Below are 24,682 nucleotides of genomic sequence, written 5' to 3'. Positions count from 1 at the left end.
TATTTTCCGTGTGATAAACTTCATTTTAAAAGTTAATTAACTTGAAATTTTAAGAAGTGAATTTAAATAAAATTATTGTTGTCCGTGAAAAAATACAAGACCGCTTCGCTATAAGAAAAAAGAGCAAAGACTAAATATTTACTATCATGAAATAAGTAGTTTAAAGAAACAACATTACTGAAATCTTCTTTTTATTAATAGCAAGGGGGCTATTTTTTAATACCTCATTTAAACCTTGATATAAGTGGAGTCCAATAAATTCCGTTAACTTTTATCGGGCAACAATAAAATAAAATATGAGTTTACTAACCTTTTACGTTTTAGCAATTGTTTTTATTGCAACATTAGTTCGTTCAACTTTTGGCTTTGGAGAATCTTTGGTAGCTGTTCCCTTACTTGTTCTTTTAATACCTATTGAAATTGCCGTTCCCCTTTCTGTTTTAATCTCGATTTTAATTGCAGCTTTTGTAGTTGTACAAGACCGAAAACAAATACACTTTAACAGCGCTAAATGGTTGGTTATTTTTGCAGCTCTGGGAATCCCCTTTGGATTATTACTCCTAATTTATGGAAATGAAAACCTGACTAAATTAGTTTTAGGAATACTTATTATTTTGTATTCTATTTATTCCTTGCTATATAAAAGTAATTTTAGATTAGAAACAGATCATAAATATTGGTTATTTTTATGTGGTTTCTTTTCTGGTGTATTTGGCGGAGCATATGGCTTAAACGGGCCTCCACTTGTTATTTATGGTAATATGCGTAATTGGACCGCTAAACATTTTAGGGCAACTTTACAGGCTTATTTTTTACCTGCAAGCACTTTAGCTATGTTTGGCTATTGGTACCAAGGGCTTTGGATTTCTACAGTAACATACTATTTTTTAATTTCTATTCCCGCTATAATTCCTGCCATTCTTCTTGGTAGGTATTTTAATCACCAATTAAAGGATGGTGTATTTTTAAAATACGTGTATTTAGGTTTAATAGGGGTGGGCATTGTATTATTAGGTCAATCCTTTTTTTAAAAATAAAGAAATTAAAAAAATTGCGTACAATAATATTTTTCAATAAAAATACCAGCCCAATATCCTTAAACTATCTTTTTATTTTTTAGTTAGTATTTTAAAATACAAATTTCTGAACATTTTATTAAAGATTTAGAACTTTTGGCTGCTGTAGAAAAAGAGGATAATTTTATTTGAAATTTTTATTATCCCCTTTTCCCTACAACCTGCATCGGCTATTATAAAAACCTAACATAAAGTTGTTGAGAGATAATTATAATATTGACTTCCTTTTAAGTAAGTTTAAAATAGTTTTTTAACCTAATCTCTCATTACTCCACTACATATAAAACGTGATTGGCTTCACACAGTCTAAAATAACCTAAAGCAAAGTTATTAGGGTCGTTTTGATTTACAATATTACCTCTAATATTAGCAGGTGGGGCAGCAAATGGATTTGCACTTGAGGCATCCAATATCAAATTCATATAATTATAAAACTGTTGAGAAATGCCACGATGTGTGATTTCCAATGTATCTCCAGCAAATATATCTTCATCCGAATGACTATCATTAAGTTCATTCCCATTATTCAGGCTATCATCACTTAAAATATATTCTGGATAAAGGAAATTTTCACTTTTAAAATCTGAGAGGTAATAATTAGTTTCATCAATAGGGTCATCATAAAAAATCTCTACTTCTATTTCCTCTTCATCTGAAAAATCTAAGACAGTACGTTGTTCTATCTTATTAATTGCTGTTACTGAGGTTAATTGTTCCGTAGCGGTAAAACTTTGACCATCTACAGCAACATAGAGCGTATAATTCTTATAAAGTTCAGGGATAAAATCCTCGCACACATAAAAACCAGCCTCAGACTCATCAAAATTAAATGTTTCTCCTTCGCTATTTTCTATATAAACTTGAGCTCCCGATACTTTAGGAACAACCTCATTATAATAATCTGTCATTCTACTAATTTTTATGGTTTGCTGTTTTCCATCGGTTCCTTTAATCCAAACTATTTCTGCATCTATTACAAGTTTAGACGCTCCAGCATCTAAATCAACTTCTACAACATCTTCACAAGAAGCTAAGAGTACAACCAGCAAGGAACTTATATATATAAACGATATTCTTTTAAAACTATATTTAATAAAATACTTCATCACATTAAAATTTAAAATTATAAGAAACACTTGGTATTATTCCGAAAATTGACAACCGCCTTGCTTCATTAAAGCCAGTATCCTCATTGGTGGTAAATCTAATAGAGGCTGCATTTTTTCTATTGTACACATTGTAGATACTAAAAACCCAATAACTTTGCCAACCTCGCTTTTTATTTGGTTTAGGCGTATAAGTAGCGGCTATATCCAAGTGATGGTATAGCGGTAATCGGTTTTCATTCCTTAGTGAATAATTAGGAATATGGATATCTCCAAATTCATAATATCCATTTGGATAGGTTACAGGCTGCCCAGATTGCAATGAGAAATTACCACTAAACGACCATTTTGGACTGAACTCATAATTTCCAGTAACACTTAAATTATGTAACTTATCATACGGAGACAAGTACCAATCTCCATTAGCAATTCCGGGTTCTTCTGCTGTTCTTCCTGAAGTTTTTTGTTCTGCTCTAGAAAGGGTATAAGAGACCCATCCTGTTAAATTACCCATATTTTTTCGAAACAATAATTCAAAACCATATGCTCTAGCTTTACCATTGAGAATTACTTGTTCTATATTATTGTTTGCCAAGAGGTCTGCTCCATCTATATAATCCAATCTATTTTTAATATCCTTATAAAAAACCTCCGTTTCAATTGAATACATCCGGTTATTAAAATTTTTAAAATACCCGATAGCGTATTGATCTAGTATTTGCGGTTTGATAAACGGCCCACTTGGTGTCCAAATATTCATTGGCGTTGGAGATTGTGTGTTGGACACTATATGGATGTACTGTGCCATCCTATTATAGCTGGCTTTAATGGAATTCTCTTCGTTAAATGCATATGAAAGGGATACTCTTGGTTCTAGATTATTAAAATCTGCCATTTTCTCCCCATTATCATAGGAGGTTGTACCTATAGGGTCTGCTTTTTCATAAATATCATAAGTTGGATTGTAAACCACTGGATTGTTATCTTGGTAGGTATTTATTTCTTGTGCTCCATAACGATAAAATAAACTATAGCGCAAGCCATAACGAAGATGTAGTTTTTCTGAAACTTCCTGCTCTACATCTATATAAGCCGAGGACTCTAGTGCATACTTTTTATCAAGCTGATCATAATTAAATTGCGAATCGCTGTTGGTAGGTTTTAAAGTTCCTGGATTAAAATCATAGTATGTAGCATCAATCCCGTAATTAAGTTTTATTTTTTCAGATGCAAAATACATCCAATCGTATTTTAGTCCATAACTTTTAATGGCACTATCCCATTCAAAATTTTCAGTTGTCAATCCTAAATTAAACGTATAATCACTATAAAATGCAGTTAAGTTAGTGCTTAAATTATCTGAAAATTTATGCTTCCAATTTATACTTCCCATGGTGTTCCCATAGGTACTAGCAAATTGTTCATTTAAATCGAATATATCATTCCCTAGATACCCTGAAAAATGAAGACTGTTATTCTTATTAATCCGATAATTAAATTTAGCATTAAGATCATAAAACATTGCAGAATTATTGTTGTCTGCCAACTTCAAAAATAAATGAGCATAGGAAGCTCTTCCAGCTACCATAAATGAGCTTTTTTGTTTTTTTACAGGCCCTTGTAACAAAAGTCTACTAGATATCAAACCTATACCTCCATTTACCTTAAAATTCTCATAGTCTCCCGTTTGTTGCTTTACATCAAGCACCGAGGAAACGCGCCCTCCGTATTTAGAAGGAATTCCTCCCTTGTATAAATCTAGGCTATTTACAGCATCTGCATTAAATACTGAGAAAAAACCGAACATATGTGAGTCGCTATAAATTGGCGTTCCATCTAAAAGGATTAAATTCTGATCTGCTGCTCCCCCCCTTACATTAAATCCTGAAGAGGCTTCTCCTGCATTGGTCACACCAGGTAAAGTCAATAAAGATTTTAAAGGATCTGCTTCTCCCATAGCCACTGGAATTTGTTTAATTTCCTGCATAGAAAGACTGTTAATACTCATTTGCGGCTTTTTAATACTCACAGCCCTATCTTGAGTTACAATTACTTCTTCCAAGTCTTGGCTATCTGCTTCCATGCTATATTTTATTTGAACATCTTTAAAGAGTGAAATTTGTTTTTCTTCACTTTTTAAACCTATATAACTAATTAAAACCGAATAGTTCCCTTGGGGCAACTGTATAGAGAACTGTCCATTTTCATCAGTTGTAGTCCCTGTTCCTTTTTCTTTTATAAAAATATTGGCACCTAAAATTGGTTGGTTAATTTCATCTAAGATAGTCCCAGAAAATGTGTGTGTTCTCTGATTTGCACTTTTTATTTGCTCTTTTACAAAAATATTAGCACCTTGTAAAGAGAAACTAAAAGGCAATTTTTGATTTAACAAGGAAATTAATTCATTAATTTCGACAGCATTGAAGTCTTTACTTTCTTTAAAGTATTTTTGATTGGTATCTATTTGACTGGTAAATGCAAATTTATAATCTGTTTGTGTTTCTATTTGTTTAAATAATTCTTTTAGTGTAACGGTTTTATTAATAGTAACCGATATGTTTTGTGCAACTATATTTAAACTAAGTAATAAAAAGCATGATGTATAATACTCCCCAAATTTAGGACAGGAAATTAAGTTGTAATTTTAACCCTGTCAATATGAAAACATCAAGAAGAAAATTCAGCGCATCCTTTAAGGCCAAAGTAGCCATTGAAGCGATAAAAGAGCAGACAAGTATACCTGAACTTGCTGCCAAATTTGAATTGCATCCAGCCCAAATATCCAATTGGAAGCGAGAGTTTTTAAAAAACGCAGAACTTGCTTTCGAGTCCAAATCAGAAAAAGATACTCCAGCTGTGGATACCGCACCGCTTTATAGTAAGATCGGTCAATTACAAGTTGAGAATGATTTTTTAAAGAAAGTCTTGGGCAAATGAGTACTACTGAAAGAAGACAAAAGGTAGTAAAATCTCATCCAAGGCTGAGTCTTGCACAACAATGTAAAATCCTTAACATTCATCGCTCTGGTCTGTATTATAAGCCTAAAAGTGAGAGTCCATTGAATTTAGAACTGATGAAGGCAATAGATGCGCAGTTCCTGGAACACCCCTATTATGGAGTCGAACGGATGACTGATTATCTCATCCTTGATCTTGGCTACCACGTAAATGTGAAAAGAATAAGACGGCTGTATAAAATTATGGGATTACAGACCATATATAGAAAACCTAAAACCACCATCAGGGATCCTAAAAACTATAAGTACCCTTATCTCTTGAAGGGCTTAGTAATAGACCGCCCTAACCAAGTATGGCAGACTGACATCACCTATATTCCTATGTTCCGTGGCTTTATGTATATGAATGCTATCATTGATGTATATAGTAGAAAAATACTTAATTGGAGTATTTCAAACTCAATGGACAAACAGTGGTGTATCGAGCTTCTTAGAGACACTATCGCTCAATATGGCAATACGGAGATCCATAACTCCGATCAAGGGTCACAATATACCAGCTCCGAATATATTGAAGTGCTTAAAGAACATGATATTCAAATATCTATGGACAGCAAAGGAAGAGCTTTGGATAACATTTTTATTGAGCGCTTCTGGAAGTCTCTTAAATATGAAAAGATCTATCTAAACCCACCAAACGGAGGTCTAGATCTCTATCAAATGGTCACGGAATATATTGAATTCTATAACACCAAAAGAAGGCATACTGAAATAGGAAAAGTACCACCTGATCAAATTTATAATACAAAAAGAATAGCATCATAAATAATTAGATATATATTTAAACTGTCTTACAGATGGGGAGTAGTGTAATGAAATGATATGCTTCATAAAGTTTTATGTTTTTTAATTATATTAAAATGGATAATACATTCTATTTTGATATGGAAAGGGATGTACAGTGTTGTAGCTAAGACATCCTTTTCTTTTTTATTGAAAAGTGATTTGTTTTAAGGATTCATTTATCTCATAATTCAGGTTGTGTAGTTTTGATAGTAGTTTAACAATAGTAGTTATATCTTCTTTTTTATTAATTCGTAACGTAATTCGCTTATTTAAATACGCCTCTGGTATTGTTATTTTATAGTGGTATCCATCTTCTATATACTGGACAACATTTACAAATTTTTCATTATCAAAATCCACAAACCTATTAAAGGCTTCTATTGATACTGTTTGTTTACTATAAATGAATTTTTCACCAGGAGCTAACAACCAGTTCTGTGTACTGTCTTTCACACTCATCTGTACACTTCCTTCATAAAGTTTGACACTTACACCGTCCTTTAGATCTTCCCTAACTGTAAATGAAGTTCCCAAAACAGTAGTAGTTGTTTCATTACACACCACTTGAAAAGGATGTTCTTTATCCTTTTTAACTTTAAAAAACCCTTCTCCATTGAGTTCAATCTTTCTATTATGTACAAAATCTGTTGCGTAGACCAACTTAGAATTTGCACTTAATTCGACTTTAGAACTATCTGGTAAGGTGATTGTTTTCCATTCTGAAGTTGGATTTTCAATAACATTTTCAGCTATTTTATATGTATCTTGTTGTGTGTTTTGATATACAAAAAGACCTCCCGCAGAAAGGGAAATAATTAAAATGGCTGCCGCTGCATAACGCCAAGGCATCTTAATTCTCTTTTTAGTTGGGAAGGCTTTGGATTGAAATTTATTCCAAGAAGCTTCTTTTATGTTATTGGAAATAGCCATAGGCTTTTCTTCCCAGGCTTTTCTATATTTCTCTGCCAGTTTCTTTTTATCCATAGCTAGAAAATTATAGTTTTTGACATTGAAATCCGTGCTTTACAAACATCCCACTTACTATTTCAGAAATATCTCTATTACTTTCAATACGGAGAATTCGATCACAATCTTCTAAGTCGAAGTTCATGACACAATCAGAAATATGTTGTTGTAAAAGTCTCAGAAGATATGTTGCCTGATCCCTAGTTTCTACACTCGTTTTATAAATTTCGATATTCATTTTATTTCCCATTTATATATATAACAAACGAGAAATTAAAAGTTCCTAAGCTCCTGCTATCTTTTTTTGAATAAATTTATTGGCAAGGTATATATGATTGGCAATTGTCTTTTCGGAAAGATTGGTAATTGCTGCTATTTCTTGGTAAGTAAGATTCTCTAATTTATGTAATGTAAATATTTTTTGCTGTTGGGCTGGTAATTGATCTATGAGAAAATACAGTTTAATTCTCATCTCCTCCAAAGACTCTAATTCAGCATCTTCTTCTATCATTTCAAGTTTTGAAGTATCTAATGGAATTACCTTATTTTCCCTATTGATATGGTTAATGATGATATGCTTACATATAACAAACAATTGTTTTTCAAAAACAACATCCTCTTTTAGCAATGCTCTTTTATTATATAGTTTTAAGAAACTCTCTTGTACGAAGTCGTCTGGCGTAAGGAATTTAAAATTAAATCGCTTCGCTACATTATACAACTTATCATAATATGTAAAGTAAACCTCCTTGAAGGCCGATTCTTTCCCCTTCTTTAAATTTTTAATGAGTTTCACATTCTCCATAGTAATAACATCCTGATTCGAGATAACATTGTAAAGTAGATAATATTGTTTTCTATAAACTAAATAAATGTTAATTAAAATATGAGGCGTCCCTATGGTTTTATCCTAAGTAACAGGATGTGAATTTTAAACTTCCAAGAAAGAAAAGATAACTTCTTAATAATAAAGTTAATTTCGCCTCTTTTCCCTCAAAAATTGACAATTATTTCTGGAAAAATTCGAACACCTAAAATCAACGAAGCTTTAGCTCTAACTACCATGATTAACAAACACTTACAAGAAAATAAAAAAGGGGAAAAATCAAATAAAATTGACTTTTCCCCTTTGGTGACCGCGAAGGGATTCAAACCCCCAACCCTCAGAGCCGAAATCTGATGCGCTATTCAGTTGCGCCACGCGGCCAAAATATTTTTAAATCAACTCCCTCAAGACAAGCCTACTAGGTATTCAAAAGAAAATAATTTAATCCTTTTCGACGTAGAACCCTTCAAAATACTCAGGACAAACCCTGGGGAATATAACCCTCAATGAGAGATTTAAGAAAGCTTACTCTTTACTACTGTAGAAATTGTTTTACCATCTGCTTTTCCTGCAAGCTCTTTAGACACCATGCCCATTACTTTTCCCATATCTTTCATTCCTTCTGCTCCAGTTTTTGCAATCACTTCTTCAACAATAACTGCTATTTCATCTTCACTTAATTGCTCTGGTAAGAATTTCTCTATAATAGCTGCTTCAGCAATTTCTGGCTCAGCAAGGTCTGCACGTCCTTGTTCGGTATAAATTGCAGCACTATCTTTTCGTTGCTTTACAAGTTTCTGCAAAAGTTTAATCTCTTCTTCCTCAGATAAACCTTCTTTTGTAGCTGCATTAGTTTGTGCTAATAAAAGTTCAGATTTTACTGCTCTTAATGCTGTTAAAGCTGCGGTATCTTTAGCTTTCATTGCAGCTTTCATTTCTCCCATTACTTTATCTTGTAAACTCATAACTTTTATTTTTTGTAAAACTTTTGCTGTGCGAATATAAAAAAATAACCCGAAATATTAATCAACTACTTCGGGGCAAACCCTCGAAGTAGTTGATTAAAATAAATCTAATTCATTTCGAAACAGAGTTACTGGTAATTAACCCCTCTGTAAGGGGTTAATAAAATTTTGGATTAGACTATAGTAACTAATACTTAATCTACATTATCATGTAAAAAAGAATTGTTACTTCTTAACTGTACATCCTCATTACTATCGGTTCCTACACTCATTCGAGAAGTATTCCCATCAGCTCTTCTGTCTTCTAAATCAATTCCCATTCGTTTGTAAGCAGGTTGCTTTTCTATTTCTTCAATTTTAGAAGCATTATTATGGAATTTATAATTAAAATCCTTCAATTTACGTCTGCGTTCTTCTGCTCTATTACGCAAACTGTCTTCTATAGAACTATTCATTGGATCTATCTCCTCTGAATCGTTTTCTTGAGAAGGTTTTTCTTCAACAACCTTCTTTTCAAAAGCCAATTCTTCCTCTACTTTCTCTGCTTTTTTTGCTTCAGGCTTTGCATTATTTAACTGATCTTCCATTTCCATATAATCGTCTAAACTGTATCGTTTAGTACCATCTTGAGAAACTTCTGTTACTGGAACCACTTCCACATGGTCATTAACTTCTACATCGTTTATAGTATCGGAGAAATCGAAAGTCACCACGTTTTCCTCTTCCTCTTTCTCTTCTTCATGTAAAGGCATATCAAAAGATAAAGTAGTCTGCTTTTTTGGCTGTGGTTTCAATATCTCTGGATCTACAACATCAATATCTTTTATTTGTGCTGTAGTATCAATAATTACAAAATCCTCGTCGTTTTCTAATGTTACTTCATCATAAACAACATTCATATTTTTTATTAATTCTGAAGTAGGAATTAATTCCATCTCATTTTCCTCTTCAGTTTCATCCATTAACGTATGCTTAACTACTTTTTTCTCTTTTGGCTGTTCAGGGCTAGCCTCTGGAGATTGCACTTCATCAAAGTCTGTATATCTTTTGTTATTGCTTTTTGGTGTTAAATCGTGAAAAGCTTTTTGCTCATCCTCTAAAGTGTGGATAATTTTTTTAGCTTCTGTATTTACAATTTCATGTTGTTGCTCGGCATTAAAACCTGTAGCAATAACAGTTACTGCAATAGCATCTCCTAAGCTTTCATCTTCTCCAACTCCCATAATAATATTTGCATTATGGCCAGCTTCATTTTGAATATGATCGTTGATTTCTCCAATTTCGTCTAGGGTAATTTCTTCAGCGCCAGAAACTATAAGTAGCAGTACGTTTTGGGCACCTGTAATTTTATTATCATTTAATAAAGGAGAATCTAAGGCTTTCATAATAGCTTCAGGCGCACGGTTTGCTCCAGTAGCAGTTGAAGACCCCATGATTGCTGTTCCACTATTTGAAAGTACTGTTTTAGCATCACGCAAGTCAATATTTTGCGTGTAGTGATGTGTTATTACCTCTGCAATCCCTTTGGCTGCAGTTGCTAATACTTCGTCTGCTTTGGAGAATCCTGCTTTAAAACCAAGATTTCCATATACTTCTCTTAACTTATTATTGTTTATCATAATAAGCGAATCCACATGTGCACGTAGTTTTTCTACCCCACGTTGTGCTTGCTCATTACGCATTTTCCCTTCAAACTGAAAAGGTATCGTTACAATTCCAACTGTTAAGATATCCATGTCTTTGGCTAGCTTTGCTATAACTGGCGCAGCTCCAGTACCAGTTCCACCTCCCATTCCGGCAGTAATAAATACCATTTTTGTATTGGTATCTAACATAGACTGTAGTTCTTCTAAACTTTCTATAGCTGCTTTTTCTCCAACTTCTGGATTGGCACCTGCTCCAAGCCCTTCTGTTAAAGAAACTCCAAGTTGTACCTTATTTGGCACTCCTGTGTTTTGCAGTGCCTGTGAGTCTGTATTACAAACCACAAAATCCACACCATTGATACCTTGTTGAAACATGTAATTAATTGCATTACTACCGCCGCCTCCAACGCCAATAACTTTAATTACATTACTTTGATTCTTCGGTAAGTCGAATGAGATGTTCCCTAAATCTGTGTTGCTACTCATAATAATTCTTTTTTACCCTATTTTTCCTATTTACTACTTACTTTATTTTCTTAGATGCCTTATAGTGTGGTAAAACTATTCGGCATTGTCTAAAAAATCTTTTAATTTCTCTGACCATTTTTCAAGAAAAGATTTACGCTCTTCTTGTGGTTCAGTTGATTGGGGTTCTTGATTATTTGTTGGTTGTTCTTCTTTCTCTTCTATAGTTGGTTTTTGCTCTGCTTCTATTCGCTTTGGTCCATTTTTCTTTTCTAATTGAATAGCATTCATTACTAATCCAACTGCTGTGGCATATACAGGACTTGCAACTTCAGCATCAGAATCTCCTGCCAAATGTTCGTTTGGATATCCAATTCGAGTATCCATGCCTGTTATATATTCAACAAGTTGCTTTAAATGTTTAAGCTGACTCCCACCTCCTGTTAATACAATTCCAGCGATTAGTTTTTTCTTCTGATCGTCGTGACCGTAATTTTTAATTTCCATATAAACCTGCTCTACAATCTCCACTACTCTAGCGTGAATTATTTTTGACAGATTTTTTAAGGTGATTTCTTTTGGTTCTCTTCCTCTTAATCCAGGTATGGAAACAATCTCGTTGTCCTTATTTTCTCCTGGCCATGCAGAACCAAATTTAATTTTTAAGAGTTCTGCCTGCTTTTCAATAATTGAGCATCCTTCTTTAATATCTTCTGTAACCACATTTCCTCCAAATGGAATTACTGCTGTATGCCGAATTATTCCATCTTTAAAAATGGCTAAATCGGTTGTTCCTCCTCCTATATCTATAAGTGCTACTCCTGCTTCTTTTTCTTCCTGACTTAGCACTGCATTTGCTGCTGCCAAAGGTTCTAGTGTAATTCCTGCTAAATCTAATCCAGAACTTTTTACACATCTTCCAATATTTCTAATAGAAGAAACCTGCCCCACTACTACATGAAAGTTGGCTTCCAACCGCCCTCCATACATTCCAATTGGCTCTTTTATTTCTGCTTGTCCATCTACCTTATATTCCTGCGGAAGTACATGTATAATTTCTTCTCCAGGTAGCATTACCAATTTATATACTTGGTTGCAAAGTTTATCTAAATCGGCTTCACTAATTACCTCTTCAGAATCTGGACGCGTTATATAATCGCTATGCTGTAAGCTTCTAATATGTTGCCCAGCAATTCCTACTACACAATCGTCTATTTTTAATCCAGAAATACTTTCTGCCTCTTGAACTGCTTGTTGTATTGATTGAATGGTTTGCGTAATATTATTAACCACTCCTCTATGTACTCCCAAACTTTTGGATTTACCAATACCTAAAATTTCAATCTTTCCGTAGTCGTTTTCACGACCTATCATAGCCACAATCTTTGTGGTTCCTATGTCTAATCCTACCGCGTATTTAGTATTTTCCATAACTTATTTTTTGGTACACACCACTTGATTATCAAATCCGAGATTAACAACTTTATAACTATCTAAAGTTTTATCATGCAATCCTTTTTGATAAAAAGCTTTAAAATTATTGAACTTAGCCGATAAGTTCTTCATCTCACCAAGGTCTACTACAAAACTTTCCGTTCTTAACTTTAATTCAAAATGATTTTTATTTTGATGAATTCCAATAATGTTCTTTTTTAGAAAATCATCAAAGTATATATATTTTGCAAGCTCATATAAATCTGACATAGATTTTTTCAGTCCAGTTCCAGTAATTAATGGAACTCGAGCTGAATGAACTGGAGATAATGGCATCATTTCTCCATCCATGTCTATATAAAATGACTGATTGCCCGCTACTCGCGCTATTGGCGTGCGCTGGCGAATTTTTGCCCCAATCTCCCCAGTAATAGACACATACACATCTGCAACTTGAACCATCGCATTTGCATTGAGAGACTCCTCTATATTATTCAAAGCTAATTTTTCTTTTGACACGCTCGTAAGCGAGTCCTGATTTTGTATCAACAATTTATTAACTGTATTTCGGGTAATAAAATGTCCGTCATCATTTAAAAATTCAATGCGACAATTCTTACTCAAAACACGATTTTCATTTCTTTTATTCGAAAATGAATACAAGAAAATCAATGCTATCAGCACAATAATTATTTTTATATGATTAACATATTTTTTCACTTAACGTTTTTTTTATGGTATTAACTTCTAGTCCAATATCTCCAGCTCCTAATGATAAAAACACTTCTGAATTACTTTCTGATAAAACTTTAGGTAAATGACTTTTGGCTACCTTCTGTTTTTTATCATTGGGTATCATTTCTAATAACCAATTTGAGGTAATTCCTTCAATAGGTTCTTCTCTGGCTGGGTAAATGTCTAATAAAATTATCTCATCAAAACGGGCTAAGCTCTTTGAAAATTCTGGGGCAAAATCTTTCGTTCTTGAAAAAAGATGGGGCTGAAAGATTACAGTTACTTTTTTATTTGGGTGTGCACTTCTTACAGCTTCATGTGCTGCTTCAATTTCTGTTGGATGATGTGCATAATCATCTATATAAATAAGATTCTCTTTATTTATTTGATATGAAAATCTACGTTTTATTCCTTTAAATGTGGCAAGGGCCTCGGCAAGGCGACTTAGAGGGGTGTCTAGGGTTGTCGCCATTGCCAATGCTGCCAATGCGTTTAACAAATTGTGTTTTCCTGGCTTGTTAAACCTAACTCCTCTGATAGTTTCAGTAGGAGTAAATAAATCGAATAGGTAGGTCGAGTTTGTTATTGTTATATTTCTGATTGAAAAATCAGAATCATCTTCTATTCCATAGGTTATACCTGCTATTGGCAATCCGTTTTTAACAAACAGTTTCCCCTCAGGTTTTACCTTTTTTGAAAACTCAACAAAAGTTCGCTCCATTTCTTCTGCATTGCCATAAATATCCAAATGATCGGCATCAATTGAAGTAATACAAGCTACTGTTGGAGATAAGTGTAAAAATGAACGATCAAATTCATCGGCTTCTACCACCGTAAATTCATCTCCTTCTATTAAAAAATTACTATTAAAATTCTCTGAAACACCTCCCAAGAAAGCAGTAATAGCTGTCCCTGTTTCTTTTAAAAGATGCGCTAAAATAGCACTTGTAGTAGTTTTTCCATGCGTTCCAGCTACTGCAAAACAATAGGAATCTTTTGTGATTAAGCCTAAAACAGCAGCTCTTTTTTGAACCTCATAGCCGTTTTCAGTAAAATAAACATATTCCTTATGGGTAACAGGAACTGCTGGAGTATAAACTATTAAAGTGTTTTCTATGTTTCTAAATGCTGCTGGGATTTTATGAATAGCTTCATCAAAATGAATTTCTACTCCTAACATTTCTAACTCTCGAGTTATATCGCTTGGTGTTTTATCATAACCTGCAACTTCCTTACCTATGAATTTAAAATAACGTGCTAAGCCAGACATCCCAATGCCGCCTATGCCTAAAAAGTATACGTTATTTATAGTATTTAAATTCATAATTAAAATTAATTAAGCTGCTTTTTTTAATAATTTCTCAATAGCATCAACAATATCTTTAGTTGCATTTGGAAGCGCTAACTTTTTAAAATTACTTCCTAGCATTTCTCTTTTTTCTTCTGAATTCCATAGCGTTAAAAATTCATTTTCAAACTTTTCATCCAGCTCATTTTCTCTCAATAATACAGCTGCATCTTTGTTTACAACTGCCATAGCATTTTTAGTTTGATGGTCCTCCGAAACATTTGGCGAGGGAATAAAAATTGTTGGTTTCCCTACAATAGCCAATTCAGAAACCGAAATAGCACCCGCTCTAGATATAATTATATCAGCGGCGGCATACGCTAGTTTCATATCGTTTATAAAAGCATTTACTTTTACCAAGTCGCTTTCATACTTTTTATACTCCTCATAATATAACTTCCCACATTGCCATATTAGTTGTACGTTATTTTCCTTAAAAAAGTTGAGCTCTTTTTCCACTAATTGATTAATTCTTCGTGCTCCTAAACTCCCTCCCATGACAAACAACGTTTTACGATTTTCATCTAGGTTGAAAAATTTAATTCCAGCTTCTTTTTTATCCGCTATTTCTAACAAATCTTGCCTTACTGGATTCCCAGTTTTCTCAATTTTATCAGCTGGAAAAAAGCGCTCCAAATTATCATAGGCTACAAAAATTTTTCTTACCTCTTTTGCTAGCCATTTATTAGTAATTCCTGGAAAGGAATTTTGCTCTTGTAATACGCATGAAATTCCTTTTCCTGCAGCCGCTTTTAATAATGGACCGCTTGCATACCCTCCTGTACCTATTGCAACGTCTGGTTTAAAAGATTTTATAATTTTCTTAGCTTTCCAGATGCTACTTATCAACTTAAAAGGAAACATTAAATTTTTCAATGTTAACTTCCGTTGAATTCCAGAAATCCATAACCCTTCTATTTTATATCCTGCTTGTGGCACTTTCTCCATTTCCATTCTATCTTCTGCTCCTACAAACAAAAATTCAGCATCAGGAAACCTGTGCTTAAGCTCATTGGCTATAGCAATTGCAGGATATATATGCCCTCCTGTTCCACCTCCAGATAATATGAATTTATAATTGCTCACTTAAAATATCTAATGGATTTTGATTTTCAACTTCTTCTAATTCTATGTCTTCTTGTCGTTTTGCACTTACACTTAAAATAATTCCAATAGCTAGACAGGTCATCCAAATAGAGGTCCCTCCACTACTTATTAACGGTAATGTCTGCCCAGTAACAGGGAATAACTCTACAGCTACAGCCATATTTATAAATGCTTGAACTATTATTGGTAAGCCAGCGGCTAGCACCAACAATTTCCCAAAAGACGAATCTGCCTTATGCGCCACAACCACTATTCTAAAAAGGAGCAACAAATAAATAAATATTAATATTAGCCCTCCTATTAAACCGTATTCTTCAATTATAATTGCATAAATAAAATCTGATGAACTCTGCGGAAGAAAATTCTTCATTACACTTTTTCCGGCTCCAACACCAACTATTCCTCCGGTAGCAATGGCTATTTTTGCTCTTTCAATTTGATAGTCTGCCTCTGTATCTCCTTTATCTGTAAAACTTTCAATTCTGCTTATCCAAGTATCTACACGGTTTGGAAGCAATCCTGGAAATGCTTTTGCCGTTAATATAAACATGGTTAAACTTAAAAGTCCAGCTCCAACAATCCCCATTAAATATTTCCATGGATAACCTCCAATAAAACATAAAACCAATACCATTAAAAATATAATTGCCGTTGTGGAAAAGTTTGCTGGTAAAATAAGCGCTAATACTATAAAAACAGGTGCCCAAAGCGGAATTATAGTTTCTTTAAAAGTAACTGCCTTATCTTTTATTTTGGAAAGATATCTAGCAACATGAATTAGTAAAACAATAGAAGCAAAAGTGGACGTTTGAAATGTTATTCCTACATAAGGAACCTGGATCCACCTACTTGCATTAGCTCCTCCAATTGTAGTTCCTTGCGCCAAAGTATAGATTAATAAAAGTATTACTATTGGCATTGCCAAAATAGATAATGCTTTAAAATATCTATATGGAATTTTATGTACAGCATAGATTACCCCGATTCCTAAAAATAGCAAAACAGCATGCTTTAATAGGTAACCAAAAGTAGTTCCACTACCAACTACATACACCAAATTTGTACTGGCGCTATAAACTGGCAAAAAAGAAAATAGCGCTAATATGGCCACTACTGCCCATATAGCTTTATCTCCTTTTAATTTGTTAAATAATTGCTGCACTTAACCTCTTTTTTATAATTTCTGAACTGCTTCTTTAAATTGATTCCCTCTATCCTCGTAATTAGTAAACAAGTCAAAAGACGCACAAGCTGGCGATAATAATACAGTATCTCCCTTTTCTGCCACCTCTTTACTAATTTTTACTGCATCTGCCATTGAGGTGGTCTCTACAATAAAATCTACAACCCCTCCAAAAACCTCAATTATCTTAGCATTATCAAGCCCTAAACACACAATTGCTTTTACCTTCTCTCTTACAAGGGGCATTAACGATAGATAATCGTTTCCTTTATCTTGCCCTCCAACAATCCATACTGTTGGTGTTTTCATACTATCCAAAGCATAAAAGGTTGCATTAACATTTGTTGCTTTGGAGTCGTTTATATACTGAACATTTTGAATTTTCAATACATTTTCAAGTCGGTGTGAAGCTCCTTGAAAGTTCTCTAAACTTTCTCTAATTGTAGCCTTTCTTATTTTTAATAACTGCGCCACAGTTGAAGCCGCCATAGCGTTCTTCGTGTTATGTTTTCCTTCTAAAGCTAATGTATCTGTAGCCATTTCTAAATGCTGTTTATCTAGGTTAATTATTATTTTATCTTCTTTTAAAAAAGCTCCATATCCTAATTCTTTTTGAACAGAAAATGGAATAAGTTTTGATTTTATAGGATGCTTTTTTAACCAGTCTTCTATAACTTCATCATCGGCATCATAAATCAAATAATCCTTTTCAGTTTGATTCATAGCAATTCTAAATTTAGAAGCTATGTAATTTTCAAACTTATAATCATATCGATCGAGATGATCGGGGGTTATATTGGTAATTATTGCAATATTTGGCGCAAACTTTTTAATTCCATCTAATTGAAAACTACTAATCTCCAACACATAAAAATCTTTGGTTTGCTCTGCCACCATCTGTGCAAAACTATCGCCTATATTTCCAGCCATTCCCACATTTAAACCTTCACTTTTTAAAATGTGATTTGTTAACATGGTAGTGGTAGTTTTACCATTACTTCCTGTAATTCCAATAAGAGTTGCATCTGTATAAAGCGATGCAAACTCAATTTCAGAAATTACCGAAATTCCAAGCTCCACCAACTTTTTAATCATCGGAACTTTATCTGGAATTCCAGGACTTTTCACAACAAGGTCTGCATTCAATATTTTTACTTCAGAATGCATTCCTTCCTCCCAATCAATCTCACTATTTTTAAGAACGTTTTTATATTTTTCTTTTATATTTCCTTTATCAGAAACAAAAACTTCAAACCCCTCCTTCTTCCCTAATACAGCGGCACCAACACCACTTTCTCCACTTCCTAAGACTACTAATCTTTTCATTTTCTAGGTTTATCTTAATTTTAATGTCACCACAGTTATTACGGCTAATAAAATTCCTATAATCCAGAAACGGGTTACAATTTTACTTTCGTGATATCCTTTTTTCTGATAATGATGATGCAATGGCGACATTAAGAATATGCGTCTTCCTTCTCCAAACTTTTTCTTGGTATACTTAAAGTAACTCACCTGCATTACCACCGATAAATTCTCTGCTAAGAAAATTCCACACAGAATAGGTATTAACCATTCTTTACGAATTGCAATTGCTATTACCGCAATTATCCCCCCAATTGTTAAACTCCCTGTATCTCCCATAAAAACTTGTGCAGGAAAGGTATTGTACCATAAAAAACCAACTAAACCTCCAGCAAAAGCAGCTATAAAAACTGTAATTTCTCCAGCACGGGGGATGTACATAATATTTAGGTAATCTGAGAAAATTATATTCCCAGACACCCAAGCAAAAATCCCCAATGTCAATACTATTATTGCAGATGTTCCTGCAGCCAAACCATCAATTCCATCGGTTAGGTTTGCTCCATTGGAAACCGCTGTAATTATAAAAACCACAATCGGTATAAAAATCAACCAAGCATAGGTTTTATAATTATCCCCCATCCAAGTGAGTAAATCTGCATAATCAAACTCATTATCCTTTACAAAAGGAATTGTTGTTTTTGTTGACTTTTCTTCTTTCCCATATTCTTTTGAAACATCTCCCCCTGCAACAATCTCTATACTATTTGGAGCTTTCAACTCTTCTTTCACCGTTACTTCTGGATGAAAATATAAAGTAGCTCCAACTATAATTCCGATTCCAATTTGCCCTAAAACTTTAAATTTTCCTTTTAAACCTTCTTTATCCTTTTTAAAAATTTTGATGTAATCATCAACAAAACCAATTGCTCCCATCCAAAGCGTGGTAATTATTAAAAGAAGGATGTAAATATTTTCTAGCTTAGCAAATAGCAACACAGGAATAAGCGTTGACATTATTATAATTATTCCTCCCATTGTTGGAGTCCCCGCTTTTTGTGATTGCCCTTCCAATCCTAATTCTCTAACACTCTCTCCTACTTGTTTTGCTCGCAAATAATTAATAACTCTTTTCCCGTAAATTGTAGAAATTAACAAGGATAAAATAACTGCAGCAGAAGCTCTGAAGGTGATGAATTGAAACAATCCAGCTCCAGGCAATTGGTAATTTTTCTCTAAAAATTCAAATAAATAGTATAACATATAAACTTCTATTTACTCCTAATTTGGAGTCGACTGCATTATTTTTTTACGTTTATCAATAATTCTTTTACAACTTTCAAATCATCAAAATCATTTTTAACTCCATTTACCTCCTGATAGGTTTCGTGACCTTTTCCAGCAATTAGAATAATATCATTTGATGTTGCAAATTGACAAGCTGTTTTTATGGCTTGCTTTCTATCTTCAATAGAAATGGTTTTATTATAATTTTGTGGCTCTACTCCTGCCTCCATTTCTTCTATAATTTTTTTCGGATCTTCCGTACGTGGATTATCCGAAGTAAAAATGGCTTTTGTGCTAAGAGTTGAAGCAATATTTGCCATTACTGGTCGCTTTGTCTTATCTCTATCTCCACCACAACCAACAACTGTTATTAAATTCTCATTTCCTGTACGGATGGTGTTTATAGTTTCCAAAACATTTTTCAAAGCATCTGGAGTATGCGCATAATCCACTATTGCTGTAATTTTTTCTTCTGAAATAAAATACTGAAAACGCCCTCCTACACTTTCTAATTCACTCAAATATTGAAGCGTTTCAATTGTTCCTAATTCAAAAAGATCTGCCACCGCATAAACAGCCAGCAAATTATAAGCATTAAAACTTCCTATTAATCTTGACCAGACTTCATTATCATTCACCTTCAGTAATAACCCTGTAAACTGATTTTCTAGAATCTGTGCTTTATAATCGGCATACGACTTTAAAGCGTAACTCACTTTCTTAGCTTTGGTATTCTGAATCATTACCGATCCATTTTTATCGTCCACATTCACCAATGCAAATGCCGATTTTGGGAGTTCATCAAAAAATACTTTTTTAGTATCTCTATACTCCGCAAATGTTTTATGATAATCTAAATGATCGTGACTAAGGTTTGTAAATACGCCCCCTGCAAAATGTAATCCGGCCGTACGCTGTTGATGAATTCCGTGAGAGCTCACTTCCATAAAGCAAAACTCAACTCCTTCATCATTCATCAACTTTAAATACTTATTTATTGTTAAAGAATCTGGTGTAGTATGCGTTGCTGGATACTCTTTAGCCCCCACCATAACTTTTACGGTAGACAATAACCCTACTTTATAACCGGCCTTTTTAAACAAATTATACAAGAGTGTGGTTACTGTGGTTTTTCCATTGGTTCCTGTTACTCCTACTAATTTTAAATTTTCAGAAGGATTTTTATAAAAATTGGAAGCCATAATAGCCAAAGCCTTATGGGCATTTTCAACTTCTACATAGGTAATTCCATTAACCAATTGCGCAGGAAGCTTCTCACAAATTACTGCAATAGCCCCAGATTCCACCGCCTTTGTAATATAATCATGTCCATCTACTACAGTTCCAGGAATTGCAACAAACACATCATCCAACGATACTTTTCGCGAATCAAAATGAATATCATTAACAAAAGCAACCGTGTTACCAGCCACTGCGTTGATACTAACTTTATACAATATGTCTTTTAATAACATCATGACAACTGCAATACGATTGTTTGATTCGACTCTATTTTTTGTCCACTTTTTATAGACTGACTTTTAACTTTCCCTATTCCATCTCCTTCAACTTTTACTCGAACGCCTAAGTTTTCTAAAATAGAAATAGCATCCATTCCACTCATCCCTTCTACATTTGGAATTATTTCGTTTCGCTTCTTCACTTTCGCATAATAAGCTTTGTAGTCTTTTTCTGTTTGCTCACTCTCGTTATCCAATTCTTCAATTGTATCTATTAATGGCGAATTGGTATATATTTTCTGAGCAACACTTTTAAACACAGGCCCAGAAACATCTGCTCCGTAATACCCAACACTTTTATCAGGATTATGAATTACTACGATGCAAGAATATTTAGGCTCATCAGCTGGAAAATACCCTACAAAACTTGAGATATAATTCATCTTACTTTTGTCCGCATAATCCTTTTGAGCAGTCCCTGTTTTTCCTGCCATGGAAAAATTAGGAGAGTACAACCTATGTCCAGTACCGTGCTTATCTTCAACCACATTTTTAAGCATAGCCTGAACTTTAGAAATAGTTTCTTTTGAACAGACAGAAGGATTAATAACGTCTTTATCAAACTTATAAATTACCTTATCCCATTCCCTAACCTCTTTTATTAATCGTGGTTTTACCATTTCCCCACCATTTGCCACTGCATTATAAAAAGTAAGCGTTTGTAAAGGCGTTAGTGAAACTCCGTAACCATAAGCCATCCATTGCAAAGCAATTCCACTCCATCTACTTTTATCATTTGGATGTGGAATAATTGGCGCTCCTTCTCCCTTTATAGACATTCCTAATTTTTCATTAAGTCCCATATTATATAGGCGATTAACAAATTTTTCAGGCTGATTCTTATAATAATTATCTATAATTTTTACGATTCCTACATTGGAGGAGCGTTCCAAAACTTCAGATACTGTTATTTTTCCATACCCCCCTCTTTTAGAATCGCGTACTTTTTTCCCATAGAAAGAAATTATCCCATTTTCAGTGTCAACAACATCACTAGTATCTACCGCTTTATCTTCAAGCGCCGCAATCATCGACATCAATTTAAATGTAGAACCTGGCTCATGAGATTCTCCTACAGCATAATTTAATCGCTCGTAGTAATTTCCTCCTTTTGTTCTCCCTAAATTTGAAATCGCTTTTATTTCTCCAGTAGCTACTTCCATAACCACAACAGAACCATGATCTGCATTATATTTCTCTAACTGAGTTAACAATGCATGATGCGCAATATCCTGAATATTAACATTAATGGTAGACACCACATCATACCCATCTTTTGGCTCCACCTCATTATAATCTGTAATGGGTTTCCATTGTCCTTTTGCTATTTTTTGCTTTAATCGATGCCCTTCTGTTCCTCGTAAATAACTTCCAAAAGCCCCTTCCAAACCAACTCTTGTATAATAGCCTTTATCATCTACTCGCTCGTAACCCACGCTACGATGCGCCATTCCTCCTAAAGGATATTCTCTTTTAGTTTCTTGCTCTACAATTACCCCTCCTTTATAAGGCCCTAAATTGAAAAGTGGGAAATTTTTAATTCGCACATACTCCGTATACCCCAAATCCTTAGCAATTAGCAAATACCTATTTTTATTAACTCTTGCTTTACGAAGTAAATTCTGATAATACGAAGAAGACCTCCCCAACACTTTAGATAAAGAATCGGAAAGTGGTTTTATATGCTGTTCAAAAACTTTATGTTGCGGAGTAATTGCATCAAAACGAATATCATATTTCGTTACAGAAGTAGCCAACAAACTCCCATCATCCGAATACAAATTCCCTCTTTTTGGTCCAATTGTAAAATTCTTAATGGTACGCTGCTCCGCCAAAGCTCTGTATTTTTCTCCATCAACCATCTGAATGGTAACAAGTTTTACCACTACAGCCAAAGCGAAGAAAAACATACACCCGGCAACGAAGTACAAACGGCTTAATATGTTTTTATCAGTTATTGGCATAATTTATTTTTTTTTGGCGACCATTATTTTTTTTGGCGGAATTAACGAGGGTCTCAATCCCGATGCGGCTACTTGACTTGTTACATTAGATTCTAATTTTACTTGCTGCACTTTAGTTCTTACATCTACAAACTCACTCCTTAATTCTAAAACTTCATTATTAATTTTTGCTAACTCATGCACTTTTTTATCTGCATGATGCGCGCTAGAAATCATTATTACAGCCAAAATGGATATAAAAAGTATAAACCTCCAGTTTTTAACCGAGTCCTCACTAACTAAAAATCTACCTTTCAATAAATCTAAAATCCCTTTCTTCATAATACGCTTACAACTTTTCTGCTATCCTCAACTTTGCGCTACGCGCTCTATTATTCTCTTTTATTTCTTCTGAAGTAGGAGTTATTAAACCCCCTACTTTTTTTAATGGAACTTCAATATTTCCATAAAAATCTTTTTCAGGCTCTCCTTCAAACTTTCCACTTCTTATAAACCTTTTTACCAATCTATCTTCTAAAGAATGATAACTTATCAAGCTTAACCTTCCGCCTTGTTTTAACAACTCAGGAGTTTGTTCTAAAAATTCTCTCAAAACTTCCACCTCCTGATTTACCTCTATTCTAATAGCCTGATAAATCTGCGCTAATATTTTATGCTCTTTATATTGCGGCAAAAACTTTCTAAGTGCAGTTTTTAACTCTTCGGAAGTTTTTATTGGCGCCTCCGCTCTTTTCTCTACAATAGCTTTTGCTAAAGAACCAGCATTACGAAGCTCTCCATACAAACCCAACACACTTTTAAGCTGCCCTTCATCATAATCATTTACCACCTCAAAAGCAGAAATCGGATTTTTCTTACTCATTCGCATATCTAAATCAGCATCAAAACGTGTAGAAAAACCACGTTCAGCCACATCAAATTGATGCGAAGAAACTCCGAAATCGCCTAAAATACCGTCAACTTCTTTTATTCCATAGAATTTCAAAAAACGTTTAATAAACCTAAAATTCTCTTCAATCAACGTAAACCTTTCATCTTGCAGAGCGTTATTCACCGCATCCTCATCTTGATCAAAAGCTATCAATCTTCCGTTAGGCCCTAATCTTCTTAATATCTCTTTGGAATGCCCACCGCCACCAAAAGTAACGTCAACATACACCCCATCTTCTTTAATATTCAAACCCTCCACGGTCTCCTTCAACAATACTGGATTATGATACTCCATCTTCGTCATCATTTAATTCAAAACCACCCATTACATCCTCAGCTAAATCAGAAAAAGAATCAGCACCTTCGTCAAGCACATCATAATATTTCTGTTTATCCCACACTTCAATTCTATCAATAGACTCCGAAAGCACCACTTCTTTTGCAATATTTGCAAACGACATTAAGTTTTTAGGAATAGAAAGCCTTCCGCTTGCATCGATCTCCACTACACGAACTCCAGCAGTAAACTGACGAATGAAGTCATTATTTTTCTTTACAAAACGATTTAATTTTCCCACTTGCTTCATTTCTTTCTCCCAAGCGGCCATGGTATAAATTTCGAGGCATTTTTGAAAAATAGAGCGTTTTAACACCAAACCGTCCTGCAAAACAGGAGCTAATTTAGCGCGCAAAGTAGCAGGAACCATAATCCGTCCTTTGCTATCTGCCTTACACTCATACTCTTCTGAAAACTGAATCACCCCAATCCGTTTTTACTGTTAACTTTTCAAATATAGAGAATTATTTACCACTTTTTACCACTTTTTGTCACTTTTTACCACTTTGTTAATAAATTCATGTCGTTATCGCTTAAATAGCAGCAAATCCAATAGTTATAAAATTGTTAATAACCTCACGACTGAGATTTTGCTTGAGAAAAAGCTTAATTTTGCGGTTTATTAAAGTTCAAATATTAGCATTGAAGAGAAATCGTTTTTTATAAATTCGAAATGCCT

At 33.9% G+C, this 24,682-nt stretch carries 21 protein-coding genes and 1 tRNA gene; 3 read left to right on the top strand and 19 right to left on the bottom strand.

The genetic code is table 11. From position 1 onward, the window contains the following. The first annotated feature begins 296 nt into the window (after window positions 1–296). A complete protein-coding gene (locus tag JOOMADRAFT_RS07685; protein WP_008612403.1) occupies window positions 297–1,031 on the top strand; it encodes a sulfite exporter TauE/SafE family protein in 735 nt (244 codons plus the stop codon). A gap of 311 nt (window positions 1,032–1,342) precedes the next feature. On the opposite strand, the gene JOOMADRAFT_RS07680 is transcribed toward JOOMADRAFT_RS07685, so the two are convergent. Together JOOMADRAFT_RS07680 and JOOMADRAFT_RS07675 are read right to left on the bottom strand one after the other, a co-directional pair. Further along, on the bottom strand, window positions 1,343–2,182 hold the full coding sequence (locus JOOMADRAFT_RS07680) for a DUF4249 family protein (RefSeq protein WP_008612402.1): 840 nt from the start codon (window positions 2,180–2,182) through the stop codon (window positions 1,343–1,345). Between the two features lie 4 nt (window positions 2,183–2,186). After that, a complete protein-coding gene (locus JOOMADRAFT_RS07675) occupies window positions 2,187–4,574 on the bottom strand; it encodes a TonB-dependent receptor (protein ID WP_008612400.1) in 2,388 nt (795 codons plus the stop codon). Between the two features lie 266 nt (window positions 4,575–4,840). Between JOOMADRAFT_RS07675 and JOOMADRAFT_RS07670 the strand changes: the two genes are divergently transcribed. Continuing rightward, complete coding sequence (locus tag JOOMADRAFT_RS07670) at window positions 4,841–5,119, top strand: transposase (protein WP_008611014.1); 279 nt, start codon at window positions 4,841–4,843, stop codon at window positions 5,117–5,119. Continuing rightward, entirely contained in the window at window positions 5,116–5,964 is an 849-nt protein-coding gene (locus tag JOOMADRAFT_RS07665; protein WP_008611013.1) for an IS3 family transposase, read from the top strand. The genes JOOMADRAFT_RS07670 and JOOMADRAFT_RS07665 overlap by 4 nt, the downstream gene beginning before the upstream one ends. Before the next feature lie 165 nt (window positions 5,965–6,129). Here the strand turns inward: JOOMADRAFT_RS07665 and JOOMADRAFT_RS07660 are convergent, their stop codons facing one another. The 17 genes from JOOMADRAFT_RS07660 to mraZ form a co-directional block, all read right to left on the bottom strand. Then, window positions 6,130–6,969 (bottom strand): FecR family protein, encoded by an 840-nt coding sequence (locus tag JOOMADRAFT_RS07660; protein ID WP_008612399.1) that lies wholly within the window; start codon window positions 6,967–6,969, stop codon window positions 6,130–6,132. A gap of 265 nt (window positions 6,970–7,234) precedes the next feature. Next, on the bottom strand, window positions 7,235–7,756 hold the full coding sequence (locus JOOMADRAFT_RS07650; protein ID WP_008612397.1) for an RNA polymerase sigma factor: 522 nt from the start codon (window positions 7,754–7,756) through the stop codon (window positions 7,235–7,237). Between the two features lie 325 nt (window positions 7,757–8,081). After that, a tRNA-Arg gene (locus tag JOOMADRAFT_RS07645) sits at window positions 8,082–8,158 on the bottom strand. Between the two features lie 134 nt (window positions 8,159–8,292). Beyond that, entirely contained in the window at window positions 8,293–8,742 is a 450-nt protein-coding gene (locus JOOMADRAFT_RS07640) for a GatB/YqeY domain-containing protein (RefSeq protein ID WP_008612396.1), read from the bottom strand. Between the two features lie 194 nt (window positions 8,743–8,936). Then, window positions 8,937–10,874: a cell division protein FtsZ gene (gene ftsZ, locus JOOMADRAFT_RS07635; RefSeq protein ID WP_008612395.1), complete on the bottom strand. Its 1,938-nt coding sequence runs from the start codon at window positions 10,872–10,874 to the stop codon at window positions 8,937–8,939. 75 nt (window positions 10,875–10,949) lie between these two features. Further along, window positions 10,950–12,284: a cell division protein FtsA gene (ftsA, locus tag JOOMADRAFT_RS07630; RefSeq protein WP_008612394.1), complete on the bottom strand. Its 1,335-nt coding sequence runs from the start codon at window positions 12,282–12,284 to the stop codon at window positions 10,950–10,952. A 3-nt stretch (window positions 12,285–12,287) separates the two neighbouring features. Continuing rightward, window positions 12,288–13,007 (bottom strand): cell division protein FtsQ/DivIB, encoded by a 720-nt coding sequence (locus JOOMADRAFT_RS07625; protein ID WP_008612393.1) that lies wholly within the window; start codon window positions 13,005–13,007, stop codon window positions 12,288–12,290. Beyond that, window positions 12,991–14,346 (bottom strand): UDP-N-acetylmuramate--L-alanine ligase, encoded by a 1,356-nt coding sequence (gene murC, locus JOOMADRAFT_RS07620; protein WP_008612392.1) that lies wholly within the window; start codon window positions 14,344–14,346, stop codon window positions 12,991–12,993. Before murC ends, JOOMADRAFT_RS07625 begins: the two co-directional genes overlap by 17 nt. A 12-nt stretch (window positions 14,347–14,358) precedes the next feature. Then, a complete protein-coding gene (murG, locus tag JOOMADRAFT_RS07615) occupies window positions 14,359–15,456 on the bottom strand; it encodes an undecaprenyldiphospho-muramoylpentapeptide beta-N-acetylglucosaminyltransferase (protein WP_008612391.1) in 1,098 nt (365 codons plus the stop codon). Beyond that, on the bottom strand, window positions 15,443–16,639 hold the full coding sequence (locus JOOMADRAFT_RS07610; protein WP_008612390.1) for an FtsW/RodA/SpoVE family cell cycle protein: 1,197 nt from the start codon (window positions 16,637–16,639) through the stop codon (window positions 15,443–15,445). The genes murG and JOOMADRAFT_RS07610 overlap by 14 nt, the downstream gene beginning before the upstream one ends. Window positions 16,640–16,651: 12 nt before the next feature. Further along, window positions 16,652–17,986: a UDP-N-acetylmuramoyl-L-alanine--D-glutamate ligase gene (murD, locus tag JOOMADRAFT_RS07605; RefSeq protein ID WP_008612389.1), complete on the bottom strand. Its 1,335-nt coding sequence runs from the start codon at window positions 17,984–17,986 to the stop codon at window positions 16,652–16,654. A 9-nt stretch (window positions 17,987–17,995) separates the two neighbouring features. After that, window positions 17,996–19,228 (bottom strand): phospho-N-acetylmuramoyl-pentapeptide-transferase, encoded by a 1,233-nt coding sequence (gene mraY / locus JOOMADRAFT_RS07600; RefSeq protein WP_008612387.1) that lies wholly within the window; start codon window positions 19,226–19,228, stop codon window positions 17,996–17,998. 38 nt (window positions 19,229–19,266) lie between these two features. After that, a complete protein-coding gene (locus tag JOOMADRAFT_RS07595) occupies window positions 19,267–20,730 on the bottom strand; it encodes a UDP-N-acetylmuramoyl-L-alanyl-D-glutamate--2,6-diaminopimelate ligase (protein ID WP_008612383.1) in 1,464 nt (487 codons plus the stop codon). Beyond that, window positions 20,727–22,736, bottom strand: coding sequence for a penicillin-binding protein (locus JOOMADRAFT_RS07590; protein WP_008612382.1), 2,010 nt, complete (start codon window positions 22,734–22,736; stop codon window positions 20,727–20,729). Before JOOMADRAFT_RS07590 ends, JOOMADRAFT_RS07595 begins: the two co-directional genes overlap by 4 nt. Window positions 22,737–22,739: 3 nt before the next feature. Beyond that, window positions 22,740–23,057, bottom strand: a complete 318-nt coding sequence (locus tag JOOMADRAFT_RS07585; protein WP_008612381.1) for an FtsL-like putative cell division protein — start codon at window positions 23,055–23,057, stop codon at window positions 22,740–22,742. 7 nt (window positions 23,058–23,064) lie between these two features. Then, the gene (rsmH, locus tag JOOMADRAFT_RS07580; protein ID WP_008612379.1) at window positions 23,065–23,961 is read right to left on the bottom strand and encodes a 16S rRNA (cytosine(1402)-N(4))-methyltransferase RsmH; all 897 of its coding nucleotides are present in this window, start codon (window positions 23,959–23,961) and stop codon (window positions 23,065–23,067) included. Beyond that, window positions 23,948–24,427, bottom strand: a complete 480-nt coding sequence (gene mraZ / locus JOOMADRAFT_RS07575) for a division/cell wall cluster transcriptional repressor MraZ (RefSeq protein ID WP_008612377.1) — start codon at window positions 24,425–24,427, stop codon at window positions 23,948–23,950. Before mraZ ends, rsmH begins: the two co-directional genes overlap by 14 nt. Window positions 24,428–24,682: the final 255 nt, after the last annotated feature.

Origin of the sequence: Galbibacter orientalis DSM 19592 (assembly GCF_000260115.1) — a bacterium.
GTDB classification, from domain to species: domain Bacteria; phylum Bacteroidota; class Bacteroidia; order Flavobacteriales; family Flavobacteriaceae; genus Galbibacter; species Galbibacter orientalis.
This window is presented reverse-complemented; position numbering and strand designations above follow the sequence as displayed.

What these genes read in the sequence shown, in the direction of transcription:
- JOOMADRAFT_RS07685 (WP_008612403.1), top strand. Translation starts at nt 297, where the DNA reads ATGAGTTTACTAACCTTTTACGTTTTAGCAATTGTTTTTATTGCAACA.
- JOOMADRAFT_RS07680 (WP_008612402.1), bottom strand. Translation starts at nt 2,182, where the DNA reads ATGAAGTATTTTATTAAATATAGTTTTAAAAGAATATCGTTTATATAT.
- JOOMADRAFT_RS07670 (WP_008611014.1), top strand. Translation starts at nt 4,841, where the DNA reads ATGAAAACATCAAGAAGAAAATTCAGCGCATCCTTTAAGGCCAAAGTA.
- JOOMADRAFT_RS07665 (WP_008611013.1), top strand. Translation starts at nt 5,116, where the DNA reads ATGAGTACTACTGAAAGAAGACAAAAGGTAGTAAAATCTCATCCAAGG.
- JOOMADRAFT_RS07660 (WP_008612399.1), bottom strand. Translation starts at nt 6,969, where the DNA reads ATGGATAAAAAGAAACTGGCAGAGAAATATAGAAAAGCCTGGGAAGAA.
- JOOMADRAFT_RS07650 (WP_008612397.1), bottom strand. Translation starts at nt 7,756, where the DNA reads ATGGAGAATGTGAAACTCATTAAAAATTTAAAGAAGGGGAAAGAATCG.
- JOOMADRAFT_RS07640 (WP_008612396.1), bottom strand. Translation starts at nt 8,742, where the DNA reads ATGAGTTTACAAGATAAAGTAATGGGAGAAATGAAAGCTGCAATGAAA.
- ftsZ (WP_008612395.1), bottom strand. Translation starts at nt 10,874, where the DNA reads ATGAGTAGCAACACAGATTTAGGGAACATCTCATTCGACTTACCGAAG.
- ftsA (WP_008612394.1), bottom strand. Translation starts at nt 12,284, where the DNA reads ATGGAAAATACTAAATACGCGGTAGGATTAGACATAGGAACCACAAAG.
- murC (WP_008612392.1), bottom strand. Translation starts at nt 14,346, where the DNA reads ATGAATTTAAATACTATAAATAACGTATACTTTTTAGGCATAGGCGGC.
- murD (WP_008612389.1), bottom strand. Translation starts at nt 17,986, where the DNA reads ATGAAAAGATTAGTAGTCTTAGGAAGTGGAGAAAGTGGTGTTGGTGCC.
- mraY (WP_008612387.1), bottom strand. Translation starts at nt 19,228, where the DNA reads ATGTTATACTATTTATTTGAATTTTTAGAGAAAAATTACCAATTGCCT.
- JOOMADRAFT_RS07595 (WP_008612383.1), bottom strand. Translation starts at nt 20,730, where the DNA reads ATGATGTTATTAAAAGACATATTGTATAAAGTTAGTATCAACGCAGTG.
- JOOMADRAFT_RS07590 (WP_008612382.1), bottom strand. Translation starts at nt 22,736, where the DNA reads ATGCCAATAACTGATAAAAACATATTAAGCCGTTTGTACTTCGTTGCC.
- JOOMADRAFT_RS07585 (WP_008612381.1), bottom strand. Translation starts at nt 23,057, where the DNA reads ATGAAGAAAGGGATTTTAGATTTATTGAAAGGTAGATTTTTAGTTAGT.
- rsmH (WP_008612379.1), bottom strand. Translation starts at nt 23,961, where the DNA reads ATGGAGTATCATAATCCAGTATTGTTGAAGGAGACCGTGGAGGGTTTG.